Raw genomic sequence first — 13,522 nt, forward strand, 5'->3', positions numbered from 1 at the left:
AGGTCGAACGCTGCCCCGCCGTGACCGGTGTCACTCCTGCGCGCGCAACTGCTCCTCGCTCAGACCGTGCCGCCAGTAGCCCACGAAGGTGACGCGGCGCCGGTCGGTCCCGCGCTCGCCGACGAAGTGCCGGCGTAGCGCCCGGACGCACCCGGACTCGCCCGCGAGCCAGACGTAGGGCCGCGCGCCGGCCGGGAACCGGATGCCGCGCAGGGCGTCGAGCGCCATCGGGGGCCCCTCCGGGCGGCCCGGCTCGCGCACCAGCCAGGTGACCTCGGCGTCGGCGTCGGTCACCACGTCCTGGATGTCGCCCATGTGCCCCACCTCCAGCCACGCGCGCACCCGCGTGCCGGCCGGCAGGGACTCCAGGATCGCGGTCGCCGCGGGCACGGCGGTCTCGTCGCCCCACATCACCACCAGATCGGTGTCCTCGGGCGGGCGGAAGCGGATCGCCCGGTTGTCCGCGACCGCCGGACCGAGCAGCAGGACGCGGTCGCCCGGAGTGGCACGGGCGGCCCAGCGGGAGGCGGGGCCGGCGGGCACCGCGGCGCCGGGCTCCATGCCGTGCAGGGCGAAGTCGATGTCGATCTCGTCGGGCCCGTCGGGTCCGCGGCGCAGGGACCGCAGGGTGTACGAGCGCATCACCGCCCGTACGTCGTCGGGGAGGTCGCGCCAGCCCTGCCACCACCCGTCCCCGAGTTCGAGCGGCACCACCGGCTCGGACTGGCCCGGGTGCGGCAGGAACAGGGAGAGGGACTGGTCGAGTCCATCGGAGTGGAAGGCGTGCAGGTCGGGCCCGGCGAAGGTGACCCGGACGAGAGACGGGCCGAGCCGCCTCGTCCGTACGACCTGGAGGGAGAAGAAGCGGAACGGGGCGGCCACGGCCGTCGTCATGGGTGCTCCTGAGTCATCGTCAGGGTGCTTGGGTGTGGGGGGTGGTGGTGCGTGCCCGGGGGCGCGGGTCGAGTCAGGCGACCTTCTTCGCCGTCTCGATGGCCTTCGCGAGGTCCTCGAGCAGCGGGGCGCACTTGTCGTACGACAGGATCGGCTCGGGGTTGCGGGCGATGACCTGCTTCGCCTTGACCGCGGGCAGCTTCTTCCAGGTGCCCTGGGTGATGTCGGCGGGCTGGATCGCCGAGGTGCGGTTGTCCATCATGATGATGTCCGCCGCGTACTTGTTGGCGTTCTCCCAGCTCAGGGACTCGTACCAGCCGCCGCCCTGCTTCTTGGCGCTCTCCGGGGGCTCGACGAAGTTCACGCCGAGGGCCTTGAAGTACTCCAGGTCGACGGAGAGGTTGGTGCCGGAGACGTAGAACAGGTCCTGGCTCGCGGAGCCCGCCAGCACCTTGATGTCCGGCTTCGACCGGGCGGCGGCGCGCAGCCGGACGGCCGCGTCCTCGAACCGCTTCCTGGCCTGCTTCACCTTGTCGCCGGTGACGTCCGCGCCGAGCGACTCGGCCAGCGCGAGCATGCGCTCCAGCGGCTCCGTCAGCTGCCGGTCGTAGACGGAGATCCCCACGGTGGGGGCGCCGACGGCGAGGATCTTCTTCTTCGACTCCTCCGGGACGTACCAGAGGGTGCCCGCGTCGTCGAACATGGTGGAGACGAGCAGGTCGGGGGCGAGGGACGCGTACTTCTCGATGTTGAACTGGCCCCACTCGTTGCCGAGCACCGTCACCTTGCTGACGTCCATGTCGCCGGCCTGCACATCGGCCTTGCCGTCCTTGGTCGTCGTCGGGCCGAAGACGCCCTCGACCCGGACGCCGTAGTCGTGCAGCGCGGCGGCGACCCCGACGAAGGCGACGATCCGCGAGGGGGCCTTGTCGGTCTTCACGGTCTGCTTGCGGTCGTCCTTGAAGGCCCAGGGGCCGGACGCGCCGGTCGCCGCATTGCCGCCCGAGCCGCCGCCTTTCGCGTCGCCGTCACCACAGGCTGCGAGTACGGCACCGAGACCGAGGGCGCCGCCCGCGGCGAGGATGCCGCGGCGGGAGAGATGAGTGGCACGGGCGTTGGGCATGGGTGTGACTGCTTTCGAACGGGGCGGAGCGCCCGCCGGACAGGTTCGAAGGTAGGTTAGCCTAACCTCAGTTCCTGTCCAGGGGGCGGGTCGTCACGTCCGTGCCGGTCGGCGGCCCGTGCGCTGCCGGGGCGTCAGCTCGTCAGGCCCAGCTCCCTCGCGATCAGCATCCGCTGCACCTCGCTCGTGCCCTCGCCGATCTCGAGGATCTTGGAGTCGCGCCACATACGGGCCACCGGATACTCGTTCATGAAGCCGTAGCCGCCGTGGACCTGGGTGGCGTCGCGGGCGTTGTCGACGGCGATCGTCGAGGAGTAGAGCTTGGCGAGCGCGGCCTCCTTCTTGAAGGGCTCGCCGGCCACCAGCCGGTAGGCGGCGTCGCGCCAGGCCAGGCGGGAGGTGTGGGCCTTCATCTCCATGTCGGCGATCTTGAACTGGATGGCCTGGTTGGAGCCGATGGGCTTGCCGAAGGCGTGCCGCTCCTTGGCGTACTTCACCGACTCGTCCACACAGCCCTGGGCCAGCCCGGTCGCCAGCGCCGCGATGGCGATCCGGCCCTCGTCGAGGATCCGCAGGAACTGCGCGTAGCCGCGGCCCTCCTCGCCCAGCAGGTTCGCCGCCGGCACCCGGACGTCGGCGAAGGACAGCTCACGGGTGTCGGACGCGTTCCAGCCGACCTTCGAGTAGGCGGGTGCCACCGTGAAGCCGGGCGTGCCGGAGGGGACGATGATCGCGGAGATCTGCGGGCGCCCGTCGGGCTTGTGGCCGGTCACCGCGGTCACGGTCACCAACCCGGTGATGTCCGTGCCCGAGTTGGTGATGAAGCACTTGGTGCCGTTGATCACCCACTCGTTGGTGTCCGGGTCCAGCCGGGCCGTCGTACGCGTCGCGCCCGCGTCCGAACCGCCGTCCGGCTCGGTGAGGCCGAAGGCGCCCAGCATCTCGCCGGAGCACAGCCGCGGCAGCCACTCGCGCTTCTGCTCCTCGGTGCCGAAGAGGTGGATCGGCATGGCGCCGAGCGAGACTCCGGCCTCCAGCGTGATGGCGACCGAGGAGTCCACCCGGGCCAGCTCCTCCAGCGCGATGCCCAGCGCCAGGTAGTCGCCGCCCATGCCGCCGTACTCCTCCGGGAACGGCAGCCCGAACAGGCCCATGCGGCCCATCTCCCGGACGATCTCGTACGGGAACTCGTGCCGCTCGTAGAAGTCGCCGATCTTCGGGGCGACGACGTCGTGGGCGAACTGCTCCACCGTACGGCGGAGTTCCTCCAGCTCGGGGGAGAGACGGTGGTTCATCGTCGATCACTGCTCCTTGTGGGAGAGGGCACGGAGGGTGCGGGAGGGGCTGGGGCGGCCCAGCCGATCGGCCATCCACGCGCTGGTGGCGGTCAGGCGGCCGAGGTCGACTCCGGTCTCGATGCCGAGACCCCGCAGCATCCACACGAGGTCCTCGGTGGCGAGGTTGCCGGTGGCGGACTTGGCGTACGGGCAGCCGCCGAGGCCGCCCGCGGAGGCGTCGACGGTGGTGACGCCGTGCTGGAGGGCGGCCAGGGTGTTGGCGAGGGCCTGGCCGTAGGTGTCGTGGAAGTGCACGCCGAGCGCGGAGGTCGGCACGTGCTGCTCGTTGAGCGTGGCCAGCAGCTCCAGGACGTGCCCCGGGGTGGCGACGCCGATCGTGTCCCCGAGGCTCAGCTCGTCGCAGCCCATGTCCAGCAGCGCCCTGCACACTTGGGCGACCTGGTGGAGCGGGACGGCGCCCTCCCAGGGGTCGCCGAAGCACATGGAGACGTAGCCGCGGACATGGGCGCCCTTCTCCTTCGCGCGGGCCACGACGGGTTCGAAGACCGCGAGTGACTCCTCCACCGTGCGGTTGAGGTTGGCCCTGGCGAAGGACTCGGTGGCGCTGGCGAAGACGGCGATGCGGTCCGCCCCCAGGGCGAGCGCGCGCTCCAGCCCGCGCGCATTGGGCACGAGGACCGGCAGACGCACCCCCTTCAGATCCTTGACCTGAGCGAACAGCGCCTCCGCGTCCGCCAGTTGGGGTACCCACTTCGGGTGGACGAAGCTGGTGGCCTCCACGGTGGTCAGGCCCGCGTCGGCGAGGCGGCGGATGAACTCCGCCTTGACCTCGGTCGGCACGGTCGCCTTCTCGTTCTGCAGTCCGTCGCGCGGTCCGACCTCGTGGATCCTGATCCGCGCGGGCAGGTCGGGGGCCGGGACCACCATCGGGAGGCCGGTGTCCGACGTGCTCAAGCGGTCCGAGGTGCTCATGCCGTCTCCTCCTCCACGGGGGCGATGACCGCCAGGACCTGGTCCATGGCGACCGTCGTGCCCGGTGTGACGTCCAGCTCGGTGACGGTGCCGGCGTGCGGCGCGGAGATGACGTGCTCCATCTTCATCGCCTCGACGACCAGCAGGCTCTGCCCCGCGGCCACCTCGTCGCCGACCGCGACCTTCACCACCGTGACCGTGCCCGGCATGGGGGCGGTGAGCGAGTCGGCGCCGGAGTGGGCCGCGCGGCTGAGGGAGGCGGCCACCGGGTCGTGGTCGCGCACGTGCCAGGCGTCGCCGTCGCGGGCCAACCAGTCGGCGGCGCGGTGGAAGGTGTGGCGGACGCCGTCGAGAGTGACGGACACCGTGTCGTCGGTGACGGTGGGGGTGCCGCGCATCTGGTGAGTGACCGGTTCGAGTCCCGCCACGCGCAGCGGGAACGCCATCGGCTTCGGCTCCCCGCCCAGCCGCCAGCCGCTCGGCACGGAGAACGGGTCGGTCCAGCCCCCGCCCTTCGGCCGCAGGTCCTCCAGCCGTACGGCCGCGGCGGCCTCGTAGACCTCCTCCGGCACCTCCGCGGGGATCAGCTCGTCCGCCACCCGCTCCACCAGCCCGGTGTCCAACTCGCCCGCCACCACGTCCGGGTGGGCCAGCAGCCGGCGCAGGAACCCGGCGTTGGTCTGCACGCCCAGCGTGACCGTCCCGGCGAGGGCCGCCCGCAGTTTCCTGAGCGCGGTGGCGCGGTCCGGGCCGTGGGCGATCACCTTGGACAGCATCGGGTCGTACAGGCTGCCGACCTCCGTGCCCTCGCTGAGCCCGGAGTCGGTGCGCACGCCGTCCCCCTCCGGCTCGCGCAGCCCGAGCACCGTGCCGCCCGAGGGCAGGAACCCGCGGGCCGGGTCCTCCGCGCACAGGCGCGCCTCGATCGCGTGACCGGTCAGCCGGACGTCCTCCTGGGCGAACGCCAGCGGCTCGCCCGCCGCCACCCGCAGCTGCCACTCCACCAGGTCGAGCCCCGTGATCAGCTCGGTGACCGGGTGCTCCACCTGGAGGCGGGTGTTCATCTCCATGAAGAAGTACGACGCCGGGTCCTTGCCGGGAACGATGAACTCCACCGTGCCCGCGCCCCGGTACCCGCAGGAGCGGGCCGCCTGGACCGCGGCCTCGCCCATCGCGGCCCGGGTCTCCTCGTCGAGGAGCACGCTCGGGGCCTCCTCGACGATCTTCTGATGGCGGCGCTGGAGGGAGCACTCGCGCTCGCCGAGGTGCACCACGTTGCCGTGGCCGTCGGCCAGGACCTGGATCTCGATGTGCCGGGGGCGGTCGACCCAGCGCTCGACCAGCAGGGTGTCGTCGCCGAAGGAGGCGCGGGCCTCACGGCGGGCGGCGGCGATCTCCTCGTCGATCTGGCCTGCGTCCCGCACCAGCCGCATGCCCTTGCCGCCGCCGCCGGCGGACGGCTTCAGCAGCACCGGCATACCGATCCCGCGGGCGGCGTCGGCGAGCTGGGCATCGGTGAGCCCGGAGCCGCTGGAACCGGGGACCACCGGCACCCCGGCGGCCTTCACCGTCTCCTTGGCGCGGACCTTGTCGCCCATGAGGGAGATCGCGTCGGCCGGAGGGCCGATGAAGACCAGCCCGGCCTCCTCGCAGGCGCGCGCGAACCCGGCGTTCTCCGCCAGGAAGCCGTACCCCGGGTGGACGGCCTGCGCGCCGGTACGGGCGGCGGCCTCCAGGATCCGCTCGACGGACAGATAGCTCTCGGCCGCGGGCGCCGGGCCGATCCGGACCGCCGTGTCGGCCTCCCGGACGTGCCGGGCGCCGGCGTCGGCGTCGGAGAAGACGGCCACCGAGCGCACGCCGAGCGCGCGCAGCGTACGGATGACCCGGACGGCGATCTCGCCCCGATTGGCCACCAGAACCGTTTCGAACATGGTCACGAGGTCCCCCCTCACATCCGGAAGACGCCGAACTGGGGGTCACCCAGCGGGGCGTTGGCGCACGCGGTCAGGGCCAGGCCCAGCACCTGGCGGGTCTCCAGCGGGTCGATCACGCCGTCGTCCCAGAGGCGGGCGGTGGCGTAGTAGGCGTTGCCCTGGTGCTCGTACTGGGCGCGGATGGGGGCCTTGAACGACTCCTCGTCCCGTGCCGGCCACTCCTCGCCGCGGGCTTCGAGCTGGTCCCGCTTGACGGTGGCGAGCACGGAGGCGGCCTGCTCGCCGCCCATGACGGAGATCTTGGCGTTCGGCCACATCCACAGGAAGCGGGGGGAGTAGGCCCGGCCGCACATGGAGTAGTTGCCCGCGCCGTACGAACCGCCGACCACGACGGTCAGCTTGGGCACGCGGGTGCAGGCGACCGCGGTGACCATCTTGGCGCCGTGCTTGGCGATGCCGCCCGCCTCGTAGTCCTTGCCCACCATGAAGCCCGAGATGTTCTGCAGGAACAGCAGCGGGATCCCGCGCTGGTCGCACAGCTCGATGAAGTGGGCGCCCTTCTGGGCGGACTCGGAGAACAGGATGCCGTTGTTGGCGACGATCCCGACCGGGTGGCCGTGGATCCGGGCGAAGCCGGTGACGAGGGTCTGCCCGAACTCGGCCTTGAACTCGGCGAAGCGGGAGCCGTCGACCACGCGCGCGATGATCTCGCGGACGTCGTAGGGGGTGCGGGGGTCAGCGGGCACCGCCCCGTACAGCCCGTGGGGGTCGATCTTGGGCTCGACCGCCTCTGTGACCTCCCAGGGCAGGGAGCCGCGCGTGGGGAGGGTCGCCACGATGTTCCGTACGATGCGCAGGGCGTGGGCGTCGTCCTCGGCGAGGTGGTCGGTGACGCCGGAGATCCGGGAGTGGACCTCGCCGCCGCCGAGCTCCTCGGCGGTCACGACCTCGCCGGTGGCCGCCTTCACCAGCGGCGGCCCGCCCAGGAAGATCGTGCCCTGGTTGCGGACGATCACGGCCTCGTCGCTCATCGCCGGGACGTAGGCCCCGCCGGCCGTGCAGGAGCCGAGGACGGCGGCGATCTGCGGAATTCCGGCGCCCGACATCCGGGCCTGGTTGTAGAAGATCCGCCCGAAGTGCTCCCGGTCGGGGAAGACCTCGTCCTGCATGGGCAGGAAGGCGCCGCCGGAGTCGACCAGGTACAGGCAGGGCAGGCGGTTCTCCAGGGCCACCTCCTGGGCCCGCAGGTGCTTCTTCACCGTCATCGGGTAGTAGGTCCCGCCCTTGACGGTGGCGTCGTTGGCGACGATCACGCACTCGCGGCCGCCGACCCGTCCGATGCCGGCGATGACCCCGGCGGCCGGTGCCTGGCCCTCGTACATCCCGTCGGCGGCCAGCGGTGCCAGCTCCAGGAAGGGCGACCCGGCGTCGAGGAGGGTGTCCACGCGGTCGCGCGGCAGCAGTTTCCCGCGCGCGGTGTGCCGGGCGCGCGCCCTCTCGCCGCCGCCGAGCCGTGCGGCGGCGAGCTTGCCGCGCAGCTCCTCGGCGAGCGCGCGGTGTGCCTGTTCGTTGGCCCGCCAGGCCTCCGACGCGGGATCGGCCGCGCTCGTCAGCTCCGGTGCCTCGTGCATCCTTGCGGTCCCCTCACCCGGGTGGTCGGTGCGCCCGACTGTTAATGAGCGTTAACGCGTTTGCCTCCAGGTTAACGAGCGCTAACCTCCCTGTCTAGAATTACTTCCATGGCCACCCGAACCGATGCCCCCACCCGCCGCGAGCAGATCCTCAAGGAAGCCGCGAGGCTCTTCGCCGAACGCGGCTTCCACGGTGTCGGCGTCGACGAGATAGGCGCCGCCGTGGGCATCAGCGGGCCGGGTCTGTACCGGCACTTCGCGGGCAAGGACGCGATGCTCGCCGAGCTGCTGGTCGGCATCAGCGGTCAGCTCCTGACGGGGGCGAAGCGGCGTCTGGCCGAGGCCGACGGGGTGGCCGGGCCGGAGGCGGTGCTCGACTCCCTCATCGAGGGGCACATCGACTTCGCGCTCGACGACCGTCCCCTCATCACCTTGCACGACCGGGAGCTGGACCGCCTGCGGGACAGCGACCGCAAGCTGGTGCGCCAGCTTCAGCGGCAGTACGTCGAGCTGTGGGTGGAGGTGGTCCGTCAGGTCCACCCGGATCTCGCCGAGCCGGCCGCGCGGTCGGCCGTGCACTCGGTGTTCGGGCTGCTGAACTCCACGCCGCATCTGGGGCGGGCGGGTGCCCTGCCGGGGCGGGGGGACACGGCGGAGTTGCTGCATCGGATGGCTCGGGGGGCGTTCGCGTCGGCGCCTGCGCCTGCGGCGGGCTGAGCGGTTTGTGGGTGCGGCCCGGCATGTGATGGGGCTGTGCCCCATGCCCCCGGGGTGTGTGTGGGGTCTGGTTCGCCCCCGCCGCCCCTACCCGTCCCGTCCCGTCCCGGGGGGCTTCGCCCCCGGACCCCCGTGGTTGCCTGCGGGTTCGTGGGGGCCGGGCGCGCGGTTCCCCGCGCCCCTGGTGGCAAGGGGCTTCGCCCCCCGCCCGCTCCGGCTCGCCGCTTCTGTGACCTGTCTTACCCGGGCTGCTCTTTACGGCGTTGTGTACTCGCCGGTACGTTGGTGTGAGCAAGCGCTTAGACAGTCCATGTGTGGAGGTGGCGGCGTGCGTCGTACGGTGTTCAGTGAGGATCACGAGGCGTTCCGGGAGACCCTCCGCGCCTTCATCGAGGCCGAGGTCGTACCGGTCTACGACGAGTGGTGCGCCGCCGGCCAGGTCCCGCGCGAGTTCTACCACCGGCTCGCCGAGCTCGGCCTGTTCGGCATCAACGTCCCCGAGGAGTACGGCGGCGCGGGACTCCAGACGCACCGGTTCGAGGCCGTCCAGTACGAGGAGACCGCCCGCGCGGGCGTCACCTTCGGCGGCTCCGGCGTCCACGTCCTGCTCGCGCTGCCCTACCTCAAGATGCTCGCCACCGACGAGCAGAAGAAGCGCTACCTGCCCAAGTTCGTCTCCGGCGAGGAGATGTGGGCCATCGCGATGACCGAGCCCGGCACCGGCTCCGACCTCGCGGGCATGAAGACCACCGCCCGGCTGAGCGAGGACGGCACGCACTACGTCCTCAACGGCGCCAAGACCTTCATCACCGGCGGCGTCCACGCCGACAAGGTCATCGTCTGCGCCCGCACCGCCGCCCCGACGGCCGAGGACCGCCGCCACGGCATCTCCCTGTTCGCCGTGGACACCCGGTCCGAGGGCTACTCGGTGGGCCGCAAGCTCGACAAGCTGGGCCTGAAGGCCTCCGACACCGCCGAGCTGGCGTTCGTCGACGTCAAGGTGCCGGTCGAGGACCTGCTCGGCGAGGAGAACAAGGGCTTCTCCTACCTCGGCGCCAACCTGCCCTCCGAGCGGTGGGGCATCGCCTTCGGCGCCTACGCGCAGGCCGGCGCCGCCGTCCGGTTCGCCAAGCAGTACGTGCAGGAGCGCACCGTCTTCGGCAAGCCGGTCGCCCACTTCCAGAACACCAAGTTCGAGCTGGCCGCCTGCCAGGCCGAGGTGGACGCGGCGCAGGCCGTCGCCGACCGCGCGCTGGACGCCCTCGACGCCGGTGAACTCACCCCCGCCGAGGCCGCCTCCGCCAAGCTGTTCTGCACCGAGGTGGCCCACCGCGTCATCGATCGCTGCCTCCAACTGCACGGCGGCTACGGCTACATGAACGAGTACCCGATCGCCCGCCTGTACGCGGACAACCGCGTCAACCGCATCTACGGCGGCACCAGCGAGATCATGAAGTCGATCATCGCCAAGGACATGGGCCTGTAAGGGCAGGACGGCGCATGAACCCAGCACTTCGGTCCCTGCTCGATCTGCTCGACCTGGAGCGGATCGAGCGGGACATCTTCCGCGGCCAGTCCCGCTACGCGGTCGTCCCGCGCGTCTTCGGCGGGCAGGTCGCGGCGCAGGCGCTGGTCGCCGCCGGGCGCACGGTCCCCGGGGACCGGCACGCGCACTCGCTGCACGCGTACTTCCTGCGCCCCGGCGACCCGGGCGCGCCCATCGTCTACACCGTGGACCGCATCCGCGACGGCCGCTCCTTCACCACCCGCCGGGTCGTCGCGGTCCAGCACGGGCAGCCCGTCTTTCACCTCTCGGCGTCCTTCCAGACGTACGAGGAGGGGCTGGAGCACCAGGCACCCATGCCGCTCGCCCCGGACCCGGAGACCCTGCCCACCTCGCAGGAGCGGATGCGCGGCTACGACCACCTCCCGCGCCAGGTCGTGGAGCGATTCCTGGAGGCCCGCGAGGCCGTCGACCTGCGCTACGCCGACGAGCCGCCGTACGGCAGGTTCGGCGAGGCGCGCGAGCCGCACTCCCAGGTGTGGTTCCGGGCCAACGGCAAGCTCGACGGCGACATCGACGAACCTCTCCTGCACGTCGTCCTCGCCACCTACGTCTCCGACATGACGCTGCTGGACTCCGTGCTGCTCGCGCACGGCCGCGGCGGCTGGGCGGTCGGCGACGTGGTCGGGGCCTCGCTGGACCACGCGATGTGGTTCCACCGGCCGTTCCGGGCCGACGAGTGGCTGCTGTACGACCAGGAGTCCCCCTCCGCGCACGGCGGCCGCGGCCTCGGCCAGGCCCGCATCTACACCCAGGACGGCCGGCTGGCGATCTCGGTGATCCAGGAGGGCGTGGTCCGAGTGCCCCGCTCCGAAGGACCTGCCGCCGGCTCCTAGCCCAGGCCCGCCCGGTCCAGCAGGTACGCCGTCATCGGGTCGTAGTACCGGGGGCTGACCACGTGGTCGTCGAGCGGCACGGTCACCTGGACGGTCCCCTCGGCCTCGGCGACGAACAGGGCCGGGTCGTTGCAGTCGGCGTAGCCGACCGAGTCCACGCCGTGCTGACCGGCGTATCCCGCCCAGCCGTGGTCGGCGACGACCAGGTCGGGCAGCGGGCGGCCCTCGCGCTCCAGGCCGGTGAGGACGGCCCGCATCGGCTCGCCGGAGTGGGTGTGCCACAGCGTGGCGCCGTGTTCCAGGACGGCCACGTCCGCGAACTGCATGACGTACCCCTCGTTCGTCTGGAGCCCGTCCGGGATCACCACGATCTCGCAGCCGGCGGCGCGCAGGGCGGCGGCGGTGGCGCGGTGCACGTCGAGCAGGCCGCCGGGGTGACCGGTGGCGAACAGGACCCGCTGACGGCTGTCGGCCGCCTTGCGCAGCCGGCCGGCCATCCGCTCCAGGGCGTCGACGGTCAGCTCGGGGTCGATGGTGTCCTGGCCGTAGCGGTGCTCCGGGTCGTCGTTGACGCCGACGCGCTCCGCCATCACCGCCAGCACGTCCTGCTCGTCGCTCCAGCGGTCGCCGAGCTCCAGACCGAGCCAGAAGTGGCGGTCGCCGTTCGCGAGCTTGCGGTAGTGGGAGAGGTTGTTCTCGCGAGGGGTGGCGACGTCCCCGGCGATACGGGTCCTCACGAGGTGGTCGACGAGCTCGGCGCGGCTGGGTGTCCCGGATATCGGCATGGCTCCCATTGTGGTGCAGCGCACTGCCCGCGTCGCCGGTGTCCCGGCCGCTGGGACGCGGGTCACGCCCGCCGCAGGGCGAACCACAGTTCCATGCGGACGTCGGGGTCGTCCAGGTCGGTGCCGAGGAGGGCGGCGCAGCGGGCGATGCGCTGGCGGACGGTGTTGCGGTGCACCGACAGGGCGACCGCGGTGCGGTCCCAACTGCCGTGCAGGGACAGCCAGGTGCGCAGCGTCTCGATGAGCGCGGGAGCCGCGCCGAGGGGGGCGAGCAGCGCCTGGGCGTGGGCGTCGGCTTCGTCCCGAGGGAGCAGGTCGGTCAGGCCGGGGCGGGTGCCGTGGCCGACCAGGGCGGCGCGGGTGGCGCGGGCGCGGGCCAGGGCGCGGGCCGCCTGGGAGTCGGCCGCCGCCCAGTCGCCGGGGCCCACGGCGGTGCTCACCCCGAGGGCCCAGCCGGGCTGGGGGCCCGGCTCCCGCTCGGCGGGCAGGAGGACCCGTACGACCCCGTCGGCGAGGTCGACCAGGGCCGAGCCGAGCGCGGCGCCGAGCGCGGCGGCGGCCACGGCGTCGGCCGCCTGGTTCTCCGGCCGCGCGTGCACGACGACCCACCGTCCGGTCCCGAGCAGCGGTGCCACGTCCTCGGGCGCCGCGCCCAGCAGCACCCGCACCAGCGCCGAGGAGCGGGCCGCCCCCGTACCGCTGCGGTGCTCCCCGGTGAGCAGCGAGAGCAGCACGGCGGCCACGGACGCGATGGTGTGGTCCCCGGGTTCACGGCGCGGCGAGGACACCCCGAGCACGAAGCCCTGCCCGGTCCCGAGGGCGTAGGCGGCGAGATGGCTGCCGGCCACGGTGTCGGTGGCGGAGGAGGGCGCGGGCCGGCCCGCGGGGGCGGCTGCCCGGACGGGACGGCCGGTAGGGGGCGGAGCCGGGGTCGTGGGCGTCCGGACGGGCGTGCCCGGTGGGGTCGGGGGCGCCGTGGTCGTCGGGGCCGGGCGGACCACGTCCGTCAGGTGGGCGAGCGCCTGGCGGGCCGCGTCGTGCGGGGCGCGGCCCGCCGAGGCGATCTCCGCGCCGTCCGGGCCGTACAGGGCCGCCCAGCCGGTCAGGCGCTGGGCCAGCTGACGCAGGACGGAGGGGACGGGGTCGGGGCGGGAGGCGGCGGCCGCGAGCCTCTGCTGTGCCTCCGTGACGCGGCGCAGTTCCGCCAGCCGGGCCTGCGCCATCAGCTGCCAGACGGCGCGGGCGACGCCGGAGAAGGTGGTCTGCGTCGGGACCTCCAGGAGCGGCAGGCCGTGGGCCTCGCAGGCCGCCACCAGAGTGCGCGGTACCGAGTCGTGCACCGGCGCCAGGCCGAAGCCGATGGCCGCGCCGCCCGCCGCGGCCACCCGGGAGACATAGGTGTCGAAGTACGGGCCGGTGGCGTCCGCCGGAGTGACGTGCACCCCGGCCGTCAGCAGCAGCTCGCCGCCCAGCAGGTACGGGTAGGGGTCGGTCATCTCCGAGGTGTGCGCCCAGTGGATCACGGTGTCCCGGTCGGCCGGGCCGGCGATCAGGCGCAGCGCGAGGTCCTCCCGGGCCAGCAGCGCGGACAGCGGGATTGGTGGGGTCGGTGGGACCGCCGGGGCCAGTGACACGGATGCGTCCGGCATGATGTGCATTCCCTCCATACCGTCGCGACTCGAATGGATGAAAAGTACACTTCGCAGTCGCTTTTCGGCCACCTAGTGTCTAGGGGACCGGCAGCCACGGGTACGGGCGATGTCCC

The 13,522-nt window shown here is 72.6% G+C and carries 11 protein-coding genes; 3 read left to right on the forward strand and 8 right to left on the reverse strand.

The genetic code is table 11. The annotated features are described in order from the left end of the window. Positions 1 to 30 precede the first annotated feature (30 nt). The 6 genes from TNCT6_RS20015 to TNCT6_RS20040 form a co-directional block, all read right to left on the reverse strand. Positions 31 to 894: a siderophore-interacting protein gene (locus TNCT6_RS20015; protein WP_141360661.1), complete on the reverse strand. Its 864-nt coding sequence runs from the start codon at positions 892 to 894 to the stop codon at positions 31 to 33. 73 nt (positions 895 to 967) lie between these two features. Further along, positions 968 to 2,017 (reverse strand): ABC transporter substrate-binding protein, encoded by a 1,050-nt coding sequence (locus TNCT6_RS20020; protein WP_141360662.1) that lies wholly within the window; start codon positions 2,015 to 2,017, stop codon positions 968 to 970. A 134-nt stretch (positions 2,018 to 2,151) separates the two neighbouring features. Beyond that, on the reverse strand, positions 2,152 to 3,312 hold the full coding sequence (locus tag TNCT6_RS20025; RefSeq protein ID WP_141360663.1) for an acyl-CoA dehydrogenase family protein: 1,161 nt from the start codon (positions 3,310 to 3,312) through the stop codon (positions 2,152 to 2,154). A 6-nt stretch (positions 3,313 to 3,318) separates the two neighbouring features. Then, on the reverse strand, positions 3,319 to 4,287 hold the full coding sequence (locus TNCT6_RS20030; protein ID WP_141360664.1) for a hydroxymethylglutaryl-CoA lyase: 969 nt from the start codon (positions 4,285 to 4,287) through the stop codon (positions 3,319 to 3,321). Continuing rightward, complete coding sequence (locus TNCT6_RS20035; RefSeq protein WP_141366627.1) at positions 4,284 to 6,221, reverse strand: acetyl/propionyl/methylcrotonyl-CoA carboxylase subunit alpha; 1,938 nt, start codon at positions 6,219 to 6,221, stop codon at positions 4,284 to 4,286. The genes TNCT6_RS20030 and TNCT6_RS20035 overlap by 4 nt, the downstream gene beginning before the upstream one ends. A gap of 17 nt (positions 6,222 to 6,238) precedes the next feature. Continuing rightward, entirely contained in the window at positions 6,239 to 7,855 is a 1,617-nt protein-coding gene (locus TNCT6_RS20040; protein WP_141360665.1) for a carboxyl transferase domain-containing protein, read from the reverse strand. A 108-nt stretch (positions 7,856 to 7,963) separates the two neighbouring features. On the opposite strand from TNCT6_RS20040, the gene TNCT6_RS20045 reads away from it, so the two are divergent. The 3 genes from TNCT6_RS20045 to TNCT6_RS20055 all read left to right on the forward strand — a co-directional run bounded on the left by TNCT6_RS20045 (position 7,964) and on the right by TNCT6_RS20055 (position 10,972). Then, on the forward strand, positions 7,964 to 8,572 hold the full coding sequence (locus TNCT6_RS20045) for a TetR/AcrR family transcriptional regulator (RefSeq protein WP_141360666.1): 609 nt from the start codon (positions 7,964 to 7,966) through the stop codon (positions 8,570 to 8,572). A gap of 328 nt (positions 8,573 to 8,900) precedes the next feature. Next, a complete protein-coding gene (locus tag TNCT6_RS20050; protein WP_141360667.1) occupies positions 8,901 to 10,058 on the forward strand; it encodes an acyl-CoA dehydrogenase family protein in 1,158 nt (385 codons plus the stop codon). A gap of 14 nt (positions 10,059 to 10,072) precedes the next feature. After that, the gene (locus tag TNCT6_RS20055; protein WP_141360668.1) at positions 10,073 to 10,972 is read left to right on the forward strand and encodes an acyl-CoA thioesterase II; all 900 of its coding nucleotides are present in this window, start codon (positions 10,073 to 10,075) and stop codon (positions 10,970 to 10,972) included. Here the strand turns inward: TNCT6_RS20055 and TNCT6_RS20060 are convergent. Further along, positions 10,969 to 11,757 carry a phosphatase gene (locus tag TNCT6_RS20060; RefSeq protein WP_141360669.1) on the reverse strand — a complete coding sequence of 263 codons (789 nt, stop codon included), beginning with the start codon at positions 11,755 to 11,757 and terminating at the stop codon, positions 10,969 to 10,971. The two genes, TNCT6_RS20055 and TNCT6_RS20060, sit on opposite strands and share 4 nt — an antisense overlap. A 62-nt stretch (positions 11,758 to 11,819) precedes the next feature. Next, positions 11,820 to 13,406 carry a PucR family transcriptional regulator ligand-binding domain-containing protein gene (locus tag TNCT6_RS20065; protein WP_373996193.1) on the reverse strand — a complete coding sequence of 529 codons (1,587 nt, stop codon included), beginning with the start codon at positions 13,404 to 13,406 and terminating at the stop codon, positions 11,820 to 11,822. Between the last annotated feature and the right edge of the window lie 116 nt (positions 13,407 to 13,522).

It is taken from the genome of Streptomyces sp. 6-11-2 (assembly GCF_006540305.1).
Lineage (GTDB): Bacteria > Actinomycetota > Actinomycetes > Streptomycetales > Streptomycetaceae > Streptomyces.